At 44.0% G+C, this 22,029-nt stretch carries 19 protein-coding genes; 8 read left to right on the forward strand and 11 right to left on the reverse strand.

All coding sequences use genetic code 11. From position 1 onward, the window contains the following. Positions 1 to 77: 77 nt before the first annotated feature. The 3 genes from C8D97_RS09155 to C8D97_RS09165 are packed head-to-tail and all read right to left on the reverse strand — an operon-like array spanning position 78 to position 1,239. Positions 78 to 353, reverse strand: coding sequence for a BolA family protein (locus C8D97_RS09155; protein WP_109763479.1), 276 nt, complete (start codon positions 351 to 353; stop codon positions 78 to 80). Further along, a complete protein-coding gene (locus C8D97_RS09160; protein WP_109763480.1) occupies positions 353 to 652 on the reverse strand; it encodes a YciI family protein in 300 nt (99 codons plus the stop codon). Before C8D97_RS09160 ends, C8D97_RS09155 begins: the two co-directional genes overlap by 1 nt. 2 nt (positions 653 to 654) lie before the next feature. Then, entirely contained in the window at positions 655 to 1,239 is a 585-nt protein-coding gene (locus C8D97_RS09165) for an inner membrane-spanning protein YciB (protein ID WP_146196127.1), read from the reverse strand. A gap of 309 nt (positions 1,240 to 1,548) precedes the next feature. Here C8D97_RS09165 and C8D97_RS09170 point away from each other — a divergent pair, with 309 nt between their 5' ends. From C8D97_RS09170 to rluB, 6 genes are all read left to right on the forward strand, one after another. Next, positions 1,549 to 2,394 (forward strand): PHP domain-containing protein, encoded by an 846-nt coding sequence (locus C8D97_RS09170; protein WP_109763482.1) that lies wholly within the window; start codon positions 1,549 to 1,551, stop codon positions 2,392 to 2,394. Positions 2,395 to 2,483: 89 nt separating this feature from the next. Beyond that, on the forward strand, positions 2,484 to 3,107 hold the full coding sequence (locus C8D97_RS09175; RefSeq protein ID WP_109763483.1) for an L-threonylcarbamoyladenylate synthase: 624 nt from the start codon (positions 2,484 to 2,486) through the stop codon (positions 3,105 to 3,107). Between the two features lie 215 nt (positions 3,108 to 3,322). Then, positions 3,323 to 4,540: a tryptophan--tRNA ligase gene (locus C8D97_RS09180; RefSeq protein ID WP_109763484.1), complete on the forward strand. Its 1,218-nt coding sequence runs from the start codon at positions 3,323 to 3,325 to the stop codon at positions 4,538 to 4,540. A gap of 132 nt (positions 4,541 to 4,672) precedes the next feature. Beyond that, positions 4,673 to 5,818 (forward strand): segregation and condensation protein A, encoded by a 1,146-nt coding sequence (locus C8D97_RS09185; protein WP_170115201.1) that lies wholly within the window; start codon positions 4,673 to 4,675, stop codon positions 5,816 to 5,818. Beyond that, positions 5,815 to 7,158 carry an SMC-Scp complex subunit ScpB gene (gene scpB / locus C8D97_RS09190; protein ID WP_245411422.1) on the forward strand — a complete coding sequence of 448 codons (1,344 nt, stop codon included), beginning with the start codon at positions 5,815 to 5,817 and terminating at the stop codon, positions 7,156 to 7,158. Before C8D97_RS09185 ends, scpB begins: the two co-directional genes overlap by 4 nt. A 16-nt stretch (positions 7,159 to 7,174) precedes the next feature. Next, a complete protein-coding gene (rluB, locus tag C8D97_RS09195) occupies positions 7,175 to 8,026 on the forward strand; it encodes a 23S rRNA pseudouridine(2605) synthase RluB (RefSeq protein WP_210204901.1) in 852 nt (283 codons plus the stop codon). A 106-nt stretch (positions 8,027 to 8,132) separates the two neighbouring features. Here the strand turns inward: rluB and C8D97_RS09200 are convergent, their stop codons facing one another. Together C8D97_RS09200 and C8D97_RS09205 are read right to left on the reverse strand one after the other, a co-directional pair. Further along, positions 8,133 to 9,062 carry a phage integrase N-terminal SAM-like domain-containing protein gene (locus tag C8D97_RS09200; protein ID WP_109763486.1) on the reverse strand — a complete coding sequence of 310 codons (930 nt, stop codon included), beginning with the start codon at positions 9,060 to 9,062 and terminating at the stop codon, positions 8,133 to 8,135. A gap of 430 nt (positions 9,063 to 9,492) precedes the next feature. Then, positions 9,493 to 10,677 (reverse strand): hypothetical protein, encoded by a 1,185-nt coding sequence (locus tag C8D97_RS09205; RefSeq protein ID WP_109763487.1) that lies wholly within the window; start codon positions 10,675 to 10,677, stop codon positions 9,493 to 9,495. 144 nt (positions 10,678 to 10,821) lie between these two features. Between C8D97_RS09205 and recQ the strand changes: the two genes are divergently transcribed. Beyond that, positions 10,822 to 13,005, forward strand: a complete 2,184-nt coding sequence (gene recQ, locus C8D97_RS09210) for a DNA helicase RecQ (RefSeq protein WP_109763488.1) — start codon at positions 10,822 to 10,824, stop codon at positions 13,003 to 13,005. A 57-nt stretch (positions 13,006 to 13,062) separates the two neighbouring features. Here recQ and C8D97_RS09215 read toward each other — a convergent pair whose 3' ends face one another. The 4 genes from C8D97_RS09215 to C8D97_RS09230 form a co-directional block, all read right to left on the reverse strand. Beyond that, positions 13,063 to 13,632 (reverse strand): class I SAM-dependent methyltransferase, encoded by a 570-nt coding sequence (locus C8D97_RS09215; protein ID WP_109763489.1) that lies wholly within the window; start codon positions 13,630 to 13,632, stop codon positions 13,063 to 13,065. 180 nt (positions 13,633 to 13,812) lie between these two features. Then, complete coding sequence (locus C8D97_RS09220; RefSeq protein ID WP_109763490.1) at positions 13,813 to 14,715, reverse strand: type II secretion system F family protein; 903 nt, start codon at positions 14,713 to 14,715, stop codon at positions 13,813 to 13,815. Then, positions 14,712 to 15,482 (reverse strand): 3-deoxy-D-manno-octulosonic acid kinase, encoded by a 771-nt coding sequence (locus tag C8D97_RS09225; RefSeq protein ID WP_109763491.1) that lies wholly within the window; start codon positions 15,480 to 15,482, stop codon positions 14,712 to 14,714. Before C8D97_RS09225 ends, C8D97_RS09220 begins: the two co-directional genes overlap by 4 nt. Positions 15,483 to 15,707: 225 nt before the next feature. Continuing rightward, positions 15,708 to 16,538: a mechanosensitive ion channel family protein gene (locus tag C8D97_RS09230; protein WP_109763492.1), complete on the reverse strand. Its 831-nt coding sequence runs from the start codon at positions 16,536 to 16,538 to the stop codon at positions 15,708 to 15,710. A 248-nt stretch (positions 16,539 to 16,786) separates the two neighbouring features. Between C8D97_RS09230 and C8D97_RS09235 the strand changes: the two genes are divergently transcribed. Further along, positions 16,787 to 19,669, forward strand: coding sequence for a M14 family metallopeptidase (locus tag C8D97_RS09235; RefSeq protein WP_109763493.1), 2,883 nt, complete (start codon positions 16,787 to 16,789; stop codon positions 19,667 to 19,669). A gap of 70 nt (positions 19,670 to 19,739) precedes the next feature. On the opposite strand, the gene C8D97_RS09240 is transcribed toward C8D97_RS09235, so the two are convergent. Further along, positions 19,740 to 20,255 (reverse strand): hypothetical protein, encoded by a 516-nt coding sequence (locus tag C8D97_RS09240; RefSeq protein WP_109763494.1) that lies wholly within the window; start codon positions 20,253 to 20,255, stop codon positions 19,740 to 19,742. Between the two features lie 471 nt (positions 20,256 to 20,726). Beyond that, complete coding sequence (locus tag C8D97_RS09245) at positions 20,727 to 22,016, reverse strand: hypothetical protein (RefSeq protein ID WP_109763495.1); 1,290 nt, start codon at positions 22,014 to 22,016, stop codon at positions 20,727 to 20,729. Positions 22,017 to 22,029: the final 13 nt, after the last annotated feature.

The following is a 22,029-nucleotide window of genomic DNA, read 5'->3' on the forward strand; positions in this document are numbered from 1 at the left end:
CGTTATTGAAGAAAAGTAATTGTTATATATTTTTATGAGATTCAGGCGTGAATCATTGGCGAGCTAGAGCGTGTTTATCATGGGATTTTAATACTCAAGGCATGAATATCTGTATCCATCATATCGCCTAATGCCGTGTAAATCATCTGATGGCATTGCAGAGGGCGTTTGCCATTAAAATGTTCGCTGTTAATAATCACAGTAAAATGACCTTTGCCACTTTTTGCGCCGGCGTGTCCGGCATGTAAATGGCTATCGTCAATAATTTCAAGGCGGCTTGGTGAGAGTTCTCTATTGAGTCGTAACTCCATGTCTTTAATGCGAGTTGAGTTATCAATGGTTTGTTCTGTCATCAGGGAAGTACCTTTTTAAATGGCTTTACGGAAACTTGCTGATAAACACCGGCTTTTATATAAGGGTCGTTATCAGCCCAATCTTGTGCTTCTTTAAGCGATGCAAATTCAGCGATGATCAAGCTGCCAGTAAAGCCTGCCTCAGCGGGATCTTCACTGTCGACAGCCGGGTGAGGACCGGCCACTAAAAGTCGACCTTGCTGTTTTAATTGTTGCAGTCTGGCCAGATGATCGCCTCGGGCGGCCAGGCGTTTTTTTAAACTGTTTGCATTATCTTGTGCAATGATTGCATACCACATTATCAGTCCTCAGATTTACCTGGCTGCTTGTCCAGTGCCTGTCGATTCTCTTCTGGCATGTACTTAAAGATAATGACGAAAGTCGCGATCATCATAACCAGTTGGATGGCCATAATGCCCCAGACTTTAAAATTAACCCAGGTATCCAGATCAAATTGGTAGGCAATCCAGATATTTAAAATACCAATGCCAACAAGATAGAGCATCCAGGCCATGTTTAATTTATGCCAGATGGAATCGCTAATCCCAAGCGACTGTTTGAATAATCCTTCAAAAAGATCTTTGATGGCAATTTTTCGTCGGAATAAAAGATAGACAATAATTGTGGCACTCAGGATCCAGTAGATAACCGACACTTTCCATTTGATAAAACTGTCGTCTCTAAAAAATAAGGTTAAGCTGCCCATAATTAATGACGCAAAAAAGGTAAATAGATGAAGTTTCTCGAAACGCTTTTTAATGATCCAGTGACCCAGTGTTTGGATAAAGCTGGCTAAAATTAATACAGCGGTTGCAATATAAACATCGTAAAGTTTAAACGAGATGAAAAAAGCCAGTACCGGGAAAAAGTCTAATAAAAATTTCATTGCAGTTGCATCATCAAAAGTTTCGAATTTGTGTCGATCATCATACTTTGCAGCAGCGCATTCGCCAACCCTATTTATTTGCGATAGAGGCAAGCGAGACTTCTTTTACCTGCCTAAATGTATTGCCCTCTATCTTTTGTTCGAAACAGGTTATACTGGGTTAGCTCATGGTTAATCAGTCGATGGTGTTGATTAACGGATAGAGCTAATTAACCCATAGCTTGGCCCTGTTGCCCTAACTTCACGGTTAGACCGTAAGTTTTGGTAGTTGGCGTACACCATCACCTGTTTTTGTTTGCGAAGAGATTTATGAACCCAGCCGTTGCACACAACATTGATTTGCACAGCCATACCGCTTACTCGGATGGACGATTGTCCGTTACCGAGCTATTAGCGCATGCGCAGAAATACGGTGTGACAACGTTGGCAATTACCGATCATGATTCGGTTGCAGCGCATCTGGAAATTGAGCAAGCAGGATTAAATAACCAGGCAATCAAGGTTATTCCTGGCCTTGAAGTGTCTTGCCAGTACGGTAATCGTGAAATCCATGTGGTTGGACTTAATGTTGATATTCATCATCCACAATTGGTGTCTTTTGTGGCACAACAGCAACACAAACGACGTGAGCGGTTACAGTTATACGCGGAAAAACTAGAGTCGCTGGGGCTTGAAGGTATTGTTGAGGCGGTCGGTGGGTTAACCGCTGAGTCGGTTACACGGGCGCATCTGGCACAGATTCTGGTGTCAAAAGGTTACGTGCCCGATAATGCCCGGGCGTTTAAGCGTTATCTGGGCCGAAAAGGCCGCGCCCATGTGAAAGCCGAATGGCCAAGCCTCGCCGAAACCGTTGCCATGATCACTGCCGCTGGCGGTGTCGCGGTTATTGCCCATCCCGGTCGATATCAATTATCGAGAAAACAGCTGTTGGCATTAATGACGGAGTTTGCCGATGCTGGTGGGCAGGGCATCGAACTAAGCTACCCAAACGCCGATAAGGCGTTAATTCGTTGGTTAACCGAACAGGCGCTGTCGTTGGACTTGTGCGCTTCTCAGGGCGCCGACTTTCATAATCCTGAGTGGCAGTGGGTAAAGCCTGGTCATTTTCCACCATTACCTAATTCCGTTGAACCGGTTTGGTCGTTGTGGCAATAGTGTGACGATTTGTTATGGTGTTAAAAGCAAGGGTTAATTAAATCTGACATCGTATCGATGGTTATTTTAACTTGGAGTTTAAGCAGTCGATGGCACAATATTTAGAAATTCATCCCGAAAACCCACAACAGAGATTGATTAATCAAGCCGTTTCATTGGTGCAAAAGGGCGGGTTGATGGTGTATCCCACCGACTCTGGCTATGCCCTGGGCTGCCACATCGGTGATAAATCGGCACTGGACAGGATTCGAAAACTCAGGCAGTTAGATAAGCATCATAATTTTACTTTAGTTTGCCGCGACCTGTCAGAACTGGCGACCTATGCCAGAGTCGATAACGCCTGTTTCCGGTTATTGAAAAACTTTACTCCGGGTCCTTACACCTTTATTTTGAAAGCCACTGGCGAAGTCCCGCGGCGACTCATGCACCCGAAGCGCAAATCAATTGGCATTCGAGTACCTGATAATCCCATTGCTCTGGCACTGCTAGAAGCGCTGGGTGAGCCAATTATGTCATCGAGCCTGATTTTTCCTGATCGGGAACAGCAGCTGTATGATCCGCAAGATATTTTCGACGCTTATGGAAACCAGCTTGATCTGGTGATTAATGGCGGCTTCTGCGGCGATCAGCCGACCACCGTGGTGGATTTAACCGAAGGTACGCCGGAAATTCTTCGTGAGGGTGCTGGTCAGCCCGAGTTATTGCTGATATAGAACTAAAGCTGCTGCTCTAGATCGAAACAGGTAGTAATCTGAACGGGTTAAATTCTGACATAATGACTTACGCCAGAGCCGCTAAATCACTGATTGATTAAACTTTACGACTGGTTAAATTTCGAGCAATCAAATCACTTACTCAAACAGGTTGCAGTCTGTATAATGCTCGGTTCGATTGAGCAATCCTATTATAAAATGAAAGGGGAAGTACTTTGAGTTCGGTGGCTATTCAGCATCAGCGTATCCTGTCGGGTATGCGGCCGTCAGGAAAATTGCATTTAGGACACTACCACGGGGTTTTAAAAAACTGGGTTCAGTTACAGCACGAATACGAGTGCTTTTTCTGCGCGGTAGACTGGCATGCACTGACGACTCATTACGATGACCCCTCGATTATTGAGCCCAGCGTCTGGGACATGGTCATTGATTGGTTGGCAGCCGGGGTAAACCCGGGTAACTCGACCATTTTTATTCAGTCAAAAGTGCCAGAGCACGCCGAGCTGCATTTGCTGCTGTCGATGATTACGCCAATTGGCTGGTTAGAGCGACAGCCAACCTACAAAGAGCAGCAGGAAAAGTTGAAAGAGAAAGATCTGTCAACCTATGGCTTTTTAGGTTATCCGCTGCTGCAAACTGCCGACATCTTGATTTATAAATCAGGGCAGGTGCCAGTGGGTGCCGATCAGGTACCGCACATTGAGCTGGCCAGAGAAATTGCCCGACGCTTTAACCACATTTATGGCAAAGAGCCGGGCTTTGAAGAAAAAGCGGCTGTGGCCGTGAAAAAGCTTGGCAAGAAAAATGGCAAGCTTTACAGCACGTTGCGCAAACGTTATCAGGAAGAAGGCGATGACGAAGCCTTGGCCACCGCAAGAGCGTTACTCGAAGGCCATGCGTCGATCAGTCGGGGTGATAAAGAGCGTTTGTACGGTTACCTTGAAGGCGGCGGTAAAGTTATTTTGCCGGAGCCTCAGTCGATGTTAACTCCCGTGTCTAAAATGCCGGGGCTCGACGGGCAAAAAATGTCGAAGTCTTATGGCAACACCATTACCTTGCGTGAAGAGCCTGAATCGGTTGAAAAGAAAATTCGTACCATGCCGACGGATCCGGCGCGTGTTCGCCGCAATGATCCGGGCGATCCCGACAATTGTCCTGTGTGGGAATTTCATAAGATATATTCCAATGAAGAAGTTCAAAACTGGGTTAAAGAGGGGTGTACCTCAGCCGGAATTGGCTGTCTTGAGTGCAAGCAGCCGGTGATTGAATGTGTTATTAAGGAGCAGAAAGTGTTTCGTGATAACGCACAGGAATATATTGAAAACCCTGAGCTGGTGAAAAACATTGTTAATGAAGGCAGCGAACATGCACGGGATGTTGCGCGAGAAACCATGGAAGATGTTCGTCAGGCGATGGGGCTAAATTATCGTTAGATTATTATTAGAAATTGTTTTGTATGCGGTTAGTTTAAATAAAGTTTTAATGTAAATTCGGCGGTTGTGATGACCGCCAGTTTAAAATAATGAAATGTTTAATCTCGGTGAGAACCGATATCAGGTAAACCAATGAGTCAGCAAGAGACAAACGAACAAGCAGTGTCTGACGCTCAGCCTAATGAACAGGGTGAGTCATCCTCTGTTGCATCAGACACTGATGCGCAAGTAAATGCGAGCAGCCAAAATGAAGCTTCATCGGAATCTGTTGATTCTGTTGAAAAGAATGCAGACTCTTTAACTGATACGCCTCACCAGGAAAACGCTTCTCAAGACAGTTCACCTAAAGACAGTTCACCTCAAGATACTCCTGCTCAAGACAATTCAGCTCAAGATAGCACAGCTCAAGATAGTCCAGCTCAATCTGCCGAACAAACTGAATCGTCCAGTCAGGAACAGCCCGCTCAGCCGGTTCAGGAAGAAATGGCGTTTGCGTTACTGAATGGCGAGCCGGTTAAAGAGATGCCTAAAGATCTCTATATTCCACCGGATGCACTTGAAGTATTTCTGGAAGCCTTTGAAGGCCCTCTGGACTTATTGCTGTATTTAATTCGACGGCAAAATCTGGATATTACCAACATTCCCATTGCGCACATCACCGAGCAATATATGGAATACGTTGAGCTAATGAAAAATATGAACCTCGAGTTGGCGGCCGAGTATCTGGTGATGGCGTCAGTCTTGTGTGAGATCAAAAGTCGCGTGTTATTGCCGAGACCAAAGGTTGAAGACGAGGAAGAAGTCGATCCAAGAATGGATTTAATTCGACGGCTGCAAGAGTATGAGCGCTTTAAAAAAGCCGCTGAAGATATTGATGAAATGCCTCGCATGTCACGGGAAGTATTTCCTGTTGAAGTGGAAACGCCAGAGTTGAATCTGGTTCGTCCGAAACCCGAAGTTGATTTAAAAGAGTTGTTATTGGCGTTAAAGGATGTATTGCAACGAGCCGATATGTTTACCCATCACCATATTGAACGAGAAACATTATCGGTACGGGAAAAAATGACCAACGTACTGGCCATTTTGTCCGCCGATACTTTTACTGATTTTGTGACTTTATTTACTGTAGAAGAAGGGCGTGTCGGCGTTGTCGTGACCTTTCTTTCGGTAATGGAGTTATCAAAGGAAAAACTGATTGAGTTGGTACAAAATGAACCCTACGGGCCGATTCATGTTCGTGCCAGAGCACAAATAGAAACCGATGAGCTTTTATCATGAGTAGTATGACGCCAGAAAAACTTCAAAACCTGATTGAAGCCGCATTAATGGTTTATGGCAAGCCCATGTCCATAGACAAACTGATGCAGCTGTTTGAAGAAGAACAACGGCCTTCCACCAGTGAGTTACGGGAGGCGATCAGTGCTTTGAATGAATCTTATGAGTCCCGAGGCGTTGAACTGAAAGAAGTGGCCAGTGGTTATCGCTTTCAGGCAAAACAGGAATACGCCAGCTGGATAGCACGTTTGTGGGAAGAAAGAGCGCCGCGTTATTCTCGTGCGTTACTCGAAACCATGGCGTTGATTGCTTATCGCCAGCCGATCACCCGTTCTGAAATTGAAGACGTTCGTGGTGTCAGTGTCAGCTCGCACATTGTTAAAACCTTGTTGGAACGAGAGTGGGTGCGAGTGGTTGGGCATCGTGATGTGCCGGGGCGACCAGCCTTGTACGCCACAACCAAAGACTTCCTTGATTACTTTAATTTAAAAAGTCTTGAAGAGTTGCCGACCTTATCGGAAATACGCGATCTCGATAAAATCAATGCCGAGCTGGATTTTGATGAATCTCAGTCGGGTGACGAAAAGGCCAGTGAGTCAAATACAGAAGAGTTAAAACAGTCTGATACGGCGGAGCATGAAACAGACAGTAATACTGGTTCAGAACCATCGGAACTGAATGCAACTGACTCTGACTCTGACAGTATTGACGTTGAGCAATCTGAGTCTGAGCAACCTGTTTCTGAGCAACCTGATTCAGGCCAGCAAAAGCCAGACCTGACGGTTTCAGATTCAATGGGTTCCGATACTTCAGATCCAGATACTTCAGAATCCGAAGCGATAGATTTCGAAACAGATTCTGAAACAGACCCCGAAACAGACCCCGTTGAAGCATCAACAGATGATGTATCCAATGATGACGAGCAAAATATTTCAGATTCCACCAGCAATAAAACTGTTCAACAACTGGCGGAAGAAGCCAGTATTAATGAGCATTACGTTAAGCGTGATATATCCGATGAAGAGCTGATGGAAGAAGCTGATCTGGCCAAGTCTGATAATCTGCAAGCGGACGAAGCGGTATTTAACGATGCCTATCAGTCTGAAGAGCTGGAGTCGGATGTTGTTGATTCCGATCGTGTTGACTCTGAAACCGTTGATTCCAATTCAGTTGAATCAGAATCGAATGAGACAGATCTGGATGAATCAGAACCGAATGAAACACAGGCTCCAGCGTCAGGAAATATTGACGAAGAGACCGCTGAAAAATCAACCGAATCCTCATCTTCTGATGATTCGGAACCTTACGAAGACGAAAATAAATCGTCCTTTGAACGATCTTAATTAGCAGGTAAACACATTGTCAGAACCAACTGAAAAAGTTCAAAAACTGCTGGCGCGATCCGGAATGGGATCCCGCCGAGAAATGGAATCGATAATTGCTCAGGGTCGGGTATCGGTGAACGGTAGTATCATTGAGCTGGGTGCCCGCGCTACTGAGACCGACAAAATTCGTGTGGATGGCCGTATTATATCGGTACCAAAACAGGAGTCTTTGATCCGTCGGGTTATTGCCTACAACAAACCAGAAGGTGAAGTGTGTACGCGAAAAGATCCAGAAGGTCGCTCAACGGTTTTTGATGCACTACCGAGTCCCGGTAAAGGACGTTGGATCGCCATTGGCCGTCTTGATTTAAACACGGCAGGTTTATTGCTGTTTACCAACGATGGTGAACTGGCAAACCGGTTGATGCACCCCAGTTACGAATTAGAACGAGAATACGCAGCCCGTGTAAACGGTGAGATATCCAAAGAAACCATAGAGCAATTAAAGTCGGGTATTGCCCTTGAAGATGGCATGGCGAATTTTGATCGCATCGTGTTTTCTGGCGGAGAAGGGTTTAATCAGTGGTACCACGTCACTTTAAAAGAAGGTCGTAACCGTGAAGTAAGACGTCTCTGGGAAGCGGTTGGTTGTCAGGTGTCACGGTTGATACGGGTCAGGTATGGCATTGTCGGATTGGAGCGAGGTTTACGACGTGGTGCCTGGAAAGAACTGGAGCAAGAAGAAGTTCGTGACATCGAAAAGTCAGTGGGTTTAACACCATCGGCTAAAAGTTTTAAGCGCAGTATGGAAGTGCAAAAGAGAAATAAAAAGTTTAAATACAAAGCGAAAAAACCTAAGTCGTCTCGCGCACGTCGCAGGCAGTAATGTGTTAACTCAATAATCGAATGCTGTATTTAAGAAAAAACCTGCTTCGGCAGGTTTTTTTATAGCTGATGACAATATTACGCCACTACTTTCAAAGTGTCGTATTTTAAAGTGAAGCTCGTTTTGTTTGAAACGCTTTGTCGATGGTGGTGACTGGCTCGCTTTTTTGTGTTCTGGCTTGAGTAAAAGCTTGTTCAACCAGCTTAAGATTGAGTGAGTCACGAATTCTCTTCTGAGTGTGCAGATTGAATTGCAAAGTGCCAGGAAATAAAAAGTACCAGCGAGCGTTATTGGTTAACTGGTTGCGTTTTAAAGCATTAGGATTCTTAAAGTAAATGTTGCCCTGTCGCTCATCTTGTTGAAATGTATTTAGGGCTTTTTTTAGTTGCAGCGAAAGCGGCTGAAATAACTCGTCAGAAATATCCAGATCACTAAAACCGCCAAAAGCGTCACGAATACGAATGTGCCGTTTGCTGAGTTCGATATCTTCCACTCTAAGGTTTAATACTTCTTCCAGCGTTAACCCGCATTGGTAGGTAACGTGGGCGATAAGACGGTAAGGCTCCTGTAGGTAGCGAGTCCAGACTGGACAACCGTGATCAACAGGGTTGCTGGCCATGGCTGAATTGTAAATGGTCGCTGGATCAACAGGATACCCTGATGACCTGTTATTCATATCTTGATTGGTTAATTCTGAGCCAATACTTAATGGTGAACCGGTAAGTACAGACTCATCGATTTCGACATCATCAAATTTAACCGATGACCATAGGTTTCGTCTAAGTACTTGATTGTAAAAGAAGTTAACGGCGAGATAAGCCTGTTTTTGCCGAGAAGGCATAAGGCCTTTATCATCACACAGGTAACGTAGAAACTCTTTTACTGAAGCAGCGTCAAGCTCTGCAGGGTTTCTATGTTGGTTATGGTTTAAAAAAACCTTAATCCAGTTTAGGTATTCCTGCGCGTCGTGGCGGTTGAATCGATGGCGTTTAAACGCTTCGATAACTTTTTTGAACAGCTGCTGCCGATCTTCCATGTACTAGGTCTCCATCATTGTATCAATCCATTATTGTCAAATGTGATCAAGTTCACAATGAGAGATGTTCACGGGGAGTTGTAAGCCTTTGTCCATGGTGGTTTTATTGAATCTGATTAAACTTGCTTTGATAGGCGGTTGAAAATAGGTTTGTGTAGGTATTTGACGTAATAAAGTTACATAAAATCAAATAAATTTCTAATTAAGGCTTGAAAGATGGTGTTAAAATGTAATATAACTACATTGCTGTTGTTGCACAGTGATTGGTAGTCACATTTGTGCGATGACTGGTCTTGTACTTTGTGTTTTGACCCTATTTGCCGGAAACGGTAAACATGTGAGAAGGGTGTGTTAATGGGCAGCATTATTGCTGCCCATTTTTTTATTCAGGGAATATAAAGCGTACCAAATAACTTATCACAATCACTATCTAGCCAAACAACCGACTTAATCCACGCTTATTTAATCGTTTCGATTGCGCTCGCAACGTTTTATCCCACACAAAATGACTCATGGCCTGACATTGAAACAAACGGCTGGCGTACGATGAATGATTGCCTGATTCGACTTGTGCAAGCAGTCTGACAATGCCTTTAGCCCGATCGCGAGACGTTTGTGTTGTCGTGCTTAATTGATGTGAGAGCAATAACTTTGAAAGTGCTGAAGATTGATAACCTAACGCTCGCCAGGGAATATCCAGTTGCGAACTGCGCCATGAAAGATGGGTTAAAGCCGGAAAATGACAGAAGAATAATTGCCGCTCCCAAACAGGATTATTATGGCTAACGACACAATCAACCCCTTCCATAAACTGGACGATAGCATGTGCATCGAAATGGCCTAAGTCTTTGGCATTACGACGATTACGGTCGGTGGTTAGTTTAAGGTGGTTAATTGGTTTTAAAGGCTCTCGCGTATCCTGATATTCTCCGGTGATGCTTAAAATGGCGTCGTTATTATTGCAATAATCAAAAGAAACCATGGCCAGCTCATAGATTTCATCGTCACTGGCAGTACCGGTGTAAGCCGCACATAAGGCAACCACTTTTATTTTATCAACTGGCTGTGTTAATGATTTGTTAAAGATATTGGTGAGCTTAGGTGTTTTTGAGCTTTTTTCTTTCTCAAAGGATTTTGCTCTGGATTTAAATACTCGTTCTAAACCCGTGAATTCACCGGTATCCATTTCAACCAAGGAAAGTTCTGTGGGTGTACTCGTCTGACTTGATTGCTCTGATTTTGATTTCTGTGCTGGTTCAGAAGATATTGTCGTATCATTGTCCAGGCTGAATGAAGGCGCCTGAGGCTCGTCTGCTTTACTGAGTCGTTGCTCATGCACCAATGTTTTGGTGGCAAGGTATCGTTGTTTTACACGGGGTATATCATCTTCGGAGGCTCGACCATGAGTCAGGAAAGCGTTGAGTACTGACAGTTCTTGTGTGTACTTTTGGCGAGCATGATACAGATTCGCCAGGGCAAGAAAGTCATCAGATTGAATCAATGTGTCGTTAGCAATGGCCTGTTGCACATGACGTTTAATTTTTACAGAGAGGTTTTTCTCCACACGTTCGTTCAAACTGGCCAATACAGTATTCTCAGAAGATAAAAAGGCCACTGATCATACTCAGTTGTATAGGATATCGCAATATGAAATCATAATGCTTTGCGAATCAACTAAACCAAAATTAAACGCGCTTCAGGGATTGAGTTTTTGCAGTAACTTGCTATTTTACCTGACCTGCTATTCGAGTGAGTTGCTATGTCGTCTCTAATAAAATCATCGTCACAAAATAAATCGTCGTCACAGATAAATCCGACACCACAATCCAGCTCCTCCCTGAGTCCACTCACCATTTTACAAACACAATTTGGTTACTCGGCGTTTCGTGATCCTCAACAGGCGATTATTGAGTCGGTTATAGAGGGGCGTGATACAACGGTTATTATGCCAACCGGTGGTGGAAAATCGCTTTGTTATCAAATACCGGCTATAGCACTCGAGGGCACGGGTATTGTGGTATCCCCATTGATTGCGTTGATGGATGATCAGGTGACAGCACTAAAGCAGAATGGCGTTCGAGCGGCGTACTTAAATTCAACCATGAACATGGCGCAAGTGCAGGAAGTTGAACAAATGTTGCTGCAACAACAGCTGGATTTATTGTATGTGGCACCAGAACGGCTAATGATGGATCGATTTATCAATTTGTTAAGTCGCACCAGAATAGCGCTTTTTGCCATCGATGAAGCCCACTGTGTGTCACAGTGGGGACATGATTTTCGACCAGAATATATTCAGTTGAGTGCGTTGGCCGAATTGTTCCCCAATGTGCCTCGTATTGCCTTGACCGCGACTGCCGATGACACCACCCGCAAAGAAATCATAGATAAGTTATCACTCGATCACTCAAATGCATTTATTTGCGGCTTTGACAGGCCGAATATTCAATATCGGGTACAGCAAGGTTCAAAAAATGCCAAGCAAGCCTTGCTGGATTTTATACAACAAGAGCATCCTGACGATGCCGGGATTGTTTACTGTCTGTCACGCAAAAAAGTTGAGCAAACCGCGGACTGGCTGACCAGCAAGGGCTTAACGGCACTGCCGTATCATGCGGGTCTGTCATCTGACATGCGGCGGCAACATCAACAACGATTCTTGCAGCAAGAAGGCGTGATAATTGTCGCAACCATTGCCTTTGGTATGGGGATCGACAAACCCGATGTTCGTTTTGTGGCGCATCTGAACTTGCCGAAAAGTATCGAAGCTTATTATCAGGAAACCGGGCGTGCAGGTCGTGACGGCTTACCGGCAACAGCCTGGATGAGTTATGGCTTGAATGATGTTATTACCTTACGGCAGATGCTGGAAACTTCCGATGCTCCGGAGCAACACAAACGAGTGGAACGTCATAAACTGGACGCTGTGTTGGGGTTTGCCGAAATAACCGATTGTCGCCGGCAATCGCTGCTGGGATATTTTGGAGAGGCATTAGCGCAGCCCTGTGGTAATTGTGATACCTGCCTGACCCCGGTTGAAACATGGAACGCAACGGAGGTGGCACAAAAAGCGTTATCAACGGTGTATCGCACCGGCCAGCGCTTTGGCGTTAATCATTTAATCGACGTTTTACTCGGTAAAGAAAACGTAAAAGTTAAAAATTTTAAACACGATGAACTGAGTGTTTATGGCATTGGTCAGGAGCTTGACGTCAGCCAGTGGCGCAGTGTTTTCCGGCAGCTTATTTCTCGTAATCTGTTGAAAGTTGATCTTGAAGGTTATGGCGGCGTGCAATTAACCGAAGCCTGCCGTCCGGTGTTAAAAGGTGAGTCGGAGCTGTATTTAAGAAAGGATGTTACGGCAGTCACGCAAAAGAAAAAAGCTCGAGGCCGTCCGGAGCAGATTAAGCAATCGGACTTTAATCTTTGGGAAGCTTTGCGAGAAGCACGAATGACTGTAGCGAAAGACAATAAGCTGGCGCCATACATGGTGTTCAATGACGCAACCTTAATGGCTATGGTGGAATCTAAGCCTACGTCCTTATCACAAATGGCCATGATTTCCGGGGTTGGTGAGCGAAAACTGGAGCTTTATGGTGAGTTATTTTTGCAGGTGATCGCGGATAATGCCGAGTCCACAAGGCCAACCGCCGAAGAATCCCTTAAATTGTTCCAACAGGACAAAACGGTGGCTGAAATTGCCCATCAAAGAGGCCTGGCCGAAAGTACTGTATTCAGTCATCTAGCAACGGCGATCCAACAGGGGCAGTTGTTGATTGATGACATTCTTGACATAAATGATCTGGACTTAAATCTGGTGCATCAATTGTTCCTGGAGCAGGAAGGAGAGAAAGTCAGAATGAAGCCGGTGTTTGAGGCGTTAGACGGTAAGTTCAGTTACGGTGAACTTCAGTGTATTAAAGCGCACTTTTTACTGGAGTGACGCACAAACCGTTCGGCATCGTCAAACAGACATCATCAAACAACAGCAGGCTGACGGTTAATCAATTAATGTACTGACCCGTCGATATTGCCACACGGAAGCTGGCGGTAAATTGCGCAACACAGTTGCTTTACGTTCTCCGCGAATGCCAAGATTGTCGGCCATGACCTGACTGATTGGCGGCTTGATAGAGTAGGTGAACTGGATAAGTCGTCCACTGTCTCCGAGTAACTGAAACACCTGCTGCAAAATTTTAAGTCGGTTAAATGGTCGTATATTAAGAAGCGGCAGACTCGAGATAACGCAGCTAATGGGCTGGTTGATCAATGCGTCATCTAGGATCAATCGGGAAGCGTCCTGACAAAGTGTGGTCACCGAGGGAAACTGACGATTAAGCCTTTCGGCCAGCGATTTTTCTTTTTCCACCAGCCACAGCTTTTCTGGCGGCAAACCTTTCTCCAGCAAAGCCTGAGTTATCACACCGGTACCCGGACCAAGCTCAAGCACTGAGTCGGTTTCTGGATCGACATCGGCAATCATCGCCTGGGCCAAACGTTCGCTACTGGGGATCAACGCACCAATTTGTCTTGGATTGCGCAAAAAGGCCATTATAAATGGCTGGCTCATAAAATGTTCTCTTCGCTTAAAACTTGGCGCAGTTTAACGTATTGAGATGGTTAACCGATACTTTTATTTGATGTATCAATTTGTTTTTTAGAAGAATGGGTTTTGAGCTAACTTGTATAGTCAATTGACTTGTTGGTTAGCAAAGAGATCCGTTTAAAGATTATTTTTATCTGTTTTATTTTACAAAATCACATTTGCTGCAATGATAACAACAAACAAATAAAAAATACGAGGCAGCCAGGCAAAAAGGACATCGACTGTCCGATGGAGTTCTTCTTCTGATAAAGATAACTGCCTGGATAGGGCAATACTCCAGTTACCACTTTGTTCCGCGGTCAGTAAAATTTGTTTGAACTGATCGGTTACGGGTAATTCGGATTGATTTAAACTGTCGCTTACCGAATGACCTTGTGCGCATTTATTAGACAACAGGGACAATTGTTTTTTAAATGCCTTGTGATCGATTAAGCGGGCTGTGCGTTTAAAGCCTTCCTGAAAACTAATACCTGATTGTTGTTGCCAGTAAAGCACACCAAACACAGTGGTTTCAGTGAGTAATTGATACCAGGTTTGTGAGCGCATGGACCAAGCTTGTGATAATAGAGTGCAAGCGTCTTTATCCAGTTGTTTTAGCAGTTGTCTTGTAATGAAAAAAGCGACGATAAATTGCAGCGCTGCGTTAATAAGGATATCCAGTGTTGAACGGCCACTTTGACCAATCAGTAATACAAGTGTATTAACACCAATGGCGACCATTAAAATTGAAAATGGATAAAACAGTTTCGATTTTAAATGGCGTATGCGTGCCGCTCTTTTCTCACTGCTTTCTGCAATAGTTCGTAATCCATCGGGCAGTCGACCGGCGTCTTCGGCAATGCTGACAACTTCCTGTTCATAACGACTTATAAATCCATACTTGTATAGTGAACGTCCAAGTTTACTGCCTTTGTTGAGTTCGGCCTCTACTTTTATCCAGTTACGACCATGACTTTTTAATTTTTGCATGGCGGTTGCAGGGGGCAGTCCTGCTTCAACTAGTGTGGCCAATTCCCTTAAAAAGTTAGCGTCCTTGGATGGTTTCATTTTGTTGCTGCTTTGTAGCCTGTCATTAGCGATTGCCAGTCATTGTCGCTCCAGAAAAACTCATCGTATTTATTTTTTTCTTTGGTTAATGAACGCAGTAATCGTTGTAAATTTTTTTCTCGCCAGCCCGAAGGTGGTTCACCTGAGTTGATTGCGTCATGGGGTTTAATGTCGCACTTGTCAAAATCAATCAGAAATATTTGATCTTGGGTATCACACATGATGTTGTGAATATTAAGATCGGAGTGATAAACATTATGATCATGAAATAAACGAATGGTCTTGCCGATGGATTGCCAGACATCGGCATTTAAAGAGGTACGGCGAAGTCTATGGAAAACATCTTCAGCGTTAGCAATTTTTTCAATTAAAATATCCGCGCGATAAAGCTTACCTTGTTGCTGTACCCGGGCGGCAATGGGTTTTGGTGCCGGCAAATTAAGAGCATCCAGTTTTTCGAGTAATGATAATTCCCGGTAAGCTCGAGTTGATTCTATGCCGGAAAACCAGTAGTGATCTTTAATCAGTTTACCGAACAACCCACCCCGGTAATAATGTCTTAACACCATGGCAACATTATTATGCTGAACAAAATGAGTTGTATTGCGGCCGCTCGACTGACCGATAATAGCGTTTAAAGAGCGCCAGTAATCAGGCTCAAACCAGTCAGAAGAAATGTCTTGATTGAATGAGTCAGCGCTTATCAAGTAATTATTTAAGTAACTACTATTGTTTTTTGTCTTAAGTGCTGCTGTTACAGTTGCCAATCGCTTTGCCCGTTGGAAATACTTAGGAGGTTTCTATCATAACGCAAAGCCATTATATTTTCATAGAAACAGTTTGAGGGTGTAACAAAAGAGCAATTTGACAGAATAACAGAGATGGCAATAGGCCGCTGTTAGTATAGAGAAGTGTTACTTCAGTAAGAGCTCCTTTAATAAGGAGCTTACTCACCGAAGCTGTTAGTTTAGCCGTATGATCGAGTTTTTAAATCACTCGCTTTTATCGAGGTGTACATCCATTTGTGGGAAAGGAATGGATATACCCTGTTCATCAAACGCTAATTTAATATTCTCATGGGTGTCGTAAAACACACTCCAGTAATCGGCAGCATTAACCCATGGGCGAACAACAAAATTAACCGAGCTGTCGGCCAGTTCTTTAACGGCAACCAAAGGCTCAGGATCTTTTAATACTCGTTCATCGTCCTGCAATATTTTAAGCATAATATCTTTGGCTTTTTTGATGTCATCATCGTAGCCAATACCAAATATCATATCCACACGGCGTGTTGGTTTTGCAGAATAATTGGTAATAGTACCGCCATAAATATTGCCATTAGGGATGGTCACTTCTTTGTTGTCGGGGGTTTTAAGCAATGTTGAAAAGATTGCAATGCTTTCCACGGTACCGGCTGTGCCAGCTGCTTCTATGTAGTCGCCCGCCTTGAAAGGTCGAAACATAATCAGCATGACCCCTGAGGCAAAATTTTGCAGTGAGTCTTTTAAAGCCAGACCAACGGCTAAACCTGCAGCACCAATTAATGCAACCAGAGACGTGGTTTGCACTCCCAGCTGGGTTAGGGCGGCAACCACAACAAATAAAATTAAAATGGTTTTGACAATACGGGCTAAAAAGTTAACCAGAGTATCTTCAAAACTTGCACGATTTAAAATGCCGATGGTGGCTTTTGTCAGTAAGTTAGCAACCCATTTACCAACAATGAAAATAACAGCGGCCATAATTAAAGACAGGTAGTTTTGTTGCGCCCAGTTGATCGCAACATCGGCCATGCCTTGTACAAATTGCATTAACTTATCCATTAAAGTTCCTATTTGATTTATGAGCCTGCCGATATGGTACGACATTCTCGAAAAAAAATAAAAGTAACGGTTTAACAGTACGAAGAAAAAGCTGCTTTAGATCAAGCGATTAGGCTTGTCTGGTGAGTTGTGCAGATTTGAGTAAATGTCACTTTAGAGACAGCTCTTTGCTATTGCTGTACTACTTGTGCGGGACTATAGGCAATTGTATAGTGCTGACAGTCTTTCGATGAATAGAGTTATCAATAATGAAAAAAATAATACTTATTCTGCTTCTTGGCATCACTGTGCAAGGCATAGCAGGGGTGAAACTTAAACCAACACCATTAAAAGAGCTGGATTATCAGGCAAGCTTACTGCCTGACACCTACCAAACGGACATTACTGCACCACAGGATATACTAGGTTTTCCGGTTGGTCAGCGTGTGGCGACACCGTTGCAGATATCGAAAGCGGTGACCTTATGGGGTGAGCAGAGTGATAGGGTGCAAAGCTTTCAGTACGCGACCAGTCACGAAGGTCGGCCACTTTATTATGTGATAATTTCTTCGCCAGAAAATCTGGCGAATGCTGATAAGGTTAAACAGCAGCTTTCCAAATTGGCCGATCCCGAAGACCTGTCGGATGCTGAAGCCGATAAGATTATTGAACAGTTACCGGCAGTTGCCTGGATGGCTTATTCGATACATGGCAACGAATCCTCTGGTGCCGATGCTGCTTTAATTGCAATTTATCATTTAGCGGCGTCTGAAAGTGATGACGTTAAAAAGCTGTTACAGCAGGCGATAATTATTGTTGATCCCATGATGAATCCTGATGGCCGTGCCCGTTTTGCCAAAGAGCTGCAAGAAAACAGAGGCATTGCCCCCAACGTCGACGATCAATCCTTATTGCATACCGGCTCCTGGCCTTATGGTCGCACCAATCATTATTATTTTGATCTTAACCGTGACTTTATCTTTTCGACACAACCGGAAACCCGTGGTCGAATAAAAATGATCAATGAGTGGTTTCCACAGTTAATGATTGATGGTCATGAAATGGGTGCTCAGGACACTTATTTGTTTGCTCCGGCCCGTGAGCCAGTCAATCCACACTTGCCAAAATCACGCAAAAAGTGGGGATGGATTTTTGCCGAAGATCAAAGTCGTGCGTTTGATGAAAAAGGCTGGCGTTATTACACCGGAGAATGGTTTGAAAACTTATATCCGGGTTATTCAAATTACGCCGAATATCGTGGTGCAGTTCATATTTTGTACGAACAGGCGCGAATGGCTGAAGATGGTGTTCGTCGACCAGAAGGCACAATATTGACCTATAAAGAATCGGTGCATCATCAGGTGATCAGTACCTTTGCCAACCTTAAAACCTTGGTGAAGCACAGCAAAGACATGTACAAGGATTTTGTTCGTGAGCGTCGTCAGAACATTGCCAGCAGTGGTCCCTATGCCGATCGAACCTTTGTTGTACTGCCTACCGATAATGCCACCCGAATGGATAAACTGATAGACGCGCTTTCAGTTCAGGGAATTGAATTTTATCGCTTAACCAAATCCAGCAAAGTGTCTGCCGATGATCAGTTTGGTGCAACCGGCAAAACGGTTACCTTGCCCGTGGGCACTCTTGTGATCCCGAACCGGCAGCCGGAAGCGCGTCTTCTGGCCACTATGATGGAGTTTGACGCCACTATTAAACCATCAGTATTGGTAGAAGAGCGGCAACGAACATTGCGTGATGGCTCTTCATTGATGTACGACACTACCGCCTGGAACATCACCATGATGTACGGCCTTGAAGCTTATACGGTACAGCGAAATATAAGCAATAATCTTGAACCCTGGAAAACGAAAACGGTTGAAAAAGTTAAGTTAGCTGATGCGCCCATTGCACTGGCTGTTAATGGTGCTGACGACAATTCGGTAGGCTTTGCGGCAAGACTAATGGAGCAGGGTGTACAGGTAAGAGTCACTAATAAAGCGACGGTACTGAGTAATAATGCCTTATCACGCGGTTCGGTGGTGGTAACTGAAACCGATAACCCTGATTGGCAGACACTGTTGCCAGTGATCACATCCACCGCAGAAACCTTAGGATTAGAATTACTGCCTTTAGCAAGTGGTATGGGTGAAGGTCAGCTGCCAGACTGGGGCGGACAACACTTTCCAATACTGCAAAAGCCGCAGGTGGCCATGTTGGCTCGTGGTGGATTTTCATCCTATGACGTGGGAGCTACCTGGTTCTCGCTCGATGATAATCTGGCGATCCGACATTCGTTGCTCAACAGCCTGAATTTTAATTACGCTGATTTGCGACGCTACAATGTTCTCATTTTACCGAATCAATACGGCGAAGCTTTATCGGAATCTGCCTATAAAGCGATTGATAACTGGGTAAAAAATGGTGGCACTCTAATCGCGATGGATGGCTCAGCCCGTCAGGTGATTAAGCATGATATTTCCCGGGTGACATTATTGGAAGATTCTTTTGAAGATGCCGAAGCCTTTGATATTGCTCTGCAACGGGAGTGGTTGGCTAAAAATGTTGAGCTGGATATGGAGCAAATTAATGCACACCAGTTAGGTAATGACCTGGCGTTTCCCATGAGTGATGAAGTGAAACGGCTACCCGAGGAAAAGCTGAAAAAGCTGGATAAGTGGCAACGTGAGTTTATGCCATCAGGCGCATTTGTTGCCGCAAGGGTGGATCAAAAGCATTGGTTGAGTTTTGGTAGCGCTGCAGAAATGCCGTTATTGTTTGCCAATAACCCATTGTTTATGTCCGATGAGTCTACCGAAGCGGTTACCCGAATTGGTGTGTTTGAAGAGGCTTCTTCAAATGTGGTTTCCAAACTCGCCAAGTCGGTGATGACCGATCGCAAAGCCATTGGCTGGTCAACAATACCTGAAGATAAAAATCTTGTGGTCCGCTTAAGTGGTTTGGTGTGGCCAGAAGCCGCTCAACGTATGGCAAACGCGGCTCATTTAACTCGAGAGTCGGTGGGACAAGGGCAGGTAATATTATTTGCAACGTCAGCTAATTTTAGAGGGGCGACGCGAGCCACTAACCGGATGTTATTGAATGCGATAGTTTACGGCCCTGGCTTGGGTACTGAAAATAAAATTGAGCTTTAAGTGATATAAAAAAACTTAATAATTTTCTACAAAAAAAGAACTCCCTAAAAGGGGAGTTCTTTTTTAAGGTTTACACTTCTTTAATATCTGTAATTTCTGCGTTCCAATGTTTATGTTTCACCCGAAAATGACGAACGCCATAAGGTGTTTCGAATACCAAGGTGTATTTAAACCATTTATAGCTGTCTTTTACTCTCTTCACTTTTAACAAACGAGAGTGCTTTAAGCCAAATTCTTTTCGAGTTTGACGTGCCGCTCGATACACATTGTTAACTGGAAAGAAGGTATCTCTGATTGCACTTAAATCTGCTTTACGATCGTAAAAAGCTCTGCCGTAACGCGATTTAATGCATTGGCCTCCTGCCAGCTCAATTAAATTTTTAGCGTTCTTACTAAACTTTCCTCGTATCGTTTCACCCCAGGCATTCCAGCATGTAAATGATTTTTTATAAGGCTTTCGGTGGTAGTTGACGTTCTGCCATTGCTGATCGAAGTGGTGGATGCTTTTATTATCTGTGGATTGACTGCCGGCAAGAGCCAGACTTGATAGTGGAATAACTAGTATAGTTAAGATTAAACGAATCATATCACTCACCTTTTTTGTTGTTGATGAGTTCAGTATGGCAAGCTAGCCTGAATAACAGATTAATCTGAGTCGATTGCATTATGGCAATATTACCAGTGTGTAGATTAAAACGTTTAGAATGAATGTTGCGTCACTACATTATTTTGAAATCAACAGATTAATTCAGAAGGTTTCTCATTAGCCAGGGAAAACGTCCATCTTGTGTATGGCAATTAATCACATATGAGTTTGCTTTTAGCTTTCGTGAATATAGAGCTCTGCTATAAGGTATTGTATTTAGATGGATGTAAAATATGTTGAATGAAAGACTCACTAAAAATAAAAGTTAATGTTTTGTTCAACATATAATGCAGAGCTTGCATGATGAAGAGGCTACAAAGTTTTAAAGCTGCTAGAAAACGAATGTCAGGCTCATTATAAAAAGCAGAGCAAGTCAGTAAAGGTCCTTGCTCTGCTTCAAAGCTCGCTGAATTAAGCTTCTTCCGGTTCTAACTCTTCCATACCAACGGGGCAGCAACGATACTCCTGAGCGTTTTCCAGCAACTCAATTTGTCGTGCCAGTAATTTGTTTTTAAGTTTTTTATGTTCCAGTTCGAGCTTTATTTTTTCTTGCTGTGCTTCTTCGCAGGTATTGCAATCATCCAGACAACCTTTCACGACAATGCCGGGAGTAGGTATCGATGTTTTAAAAGAAAAGTTCATTTCGGCGGTAAGCTCGTCGGTCACTTTCCCATTTTTGTCGATGATTTTGTTACGAACTAAGTCTTGATGGACTTGATTCAGTGCTTCGGTACGTTCTTCGTCGGATATCGGTTGAGTATTTACATTGATACTGGCATAAGCAACGTGGCTTAGATTAACGGCATTCATTCTAACGGCAGAAACGGGTTGCATTACTTTCGGCTTGGCTTTTTCTGATGTTGCCAATATCGCGGTAGGAATGACACTGAGTTTTCTGTCCGCAACAACAGGTCGGTTGACAACACTGGAGTCAGCGGCAGGATCAATAACGCGTGTACGCACAGCCTGAATGGTTACTTTAGTCGTTTGTACTTTATCAACCTGATAGAACAGGTAACTCACCGAGTGACATTGGTTTTTATTTTCGAAGGTTCTACTGCTACTCTCAAAGTGACTCTCACTTTCACCTTCGGCATGTTGTCGAGTCTGCACTTCACCAATTTGTGTTGCTGTTGCTTCGCGAGTCATCTGCACCGATCGATTATGCGATGATTCAGCATGAACGTTTAGCTCACGCATGAAGTCACGGGTTGATTGCGCGTTGTAGCTACCACTGACTGAAACGCTAGGACCATTAAAGAGAGTATCGAAGGGGCCGCTGGTGCTGCCTTTGCTTGATGCTTCTCCACTGCTGCTGGAACTGTCGTGAACGGTTTCGCGGCTCTCCAGATCCGACATGAACTTTTCAAAAGAGTCCATGTAGTACTGCTCTTCTGCTTTTTGCTCATGGCGATAGGAAAGTTGCGATTCGGCATCGTAAGACCAGCGAGTTTTTCGATCTTGTGTATAGAGGCGAACTTTTTCACCGGGAAGTAGCGTAGTGCTGTAGATTAAATTACCGAGTTGAAATGGACCTGTGCAACGTTCAACGCGAATGTGCATTGCGACTTCTACGGCAATACGACGTCCTCGATTATTAGAATTAACATCGGTGTAATGTTTGAGTCGATAAACAAAGTCCAAATAATCACATTGTTTGCCATCTATGAGCTCTGGACAGCAGGCTTTGTCATGTTTCATGGTTAGCTCCTTG

Source organism: Pleionea mediterranea, assembly GCF_003148745.1.
Classification (GTDB): Bacteria; Pseudomonadota; Gammaproteobacteria; order Enterobacterales; family Kangiellaceae; genus Pleionea; species Pleionea mediterranea.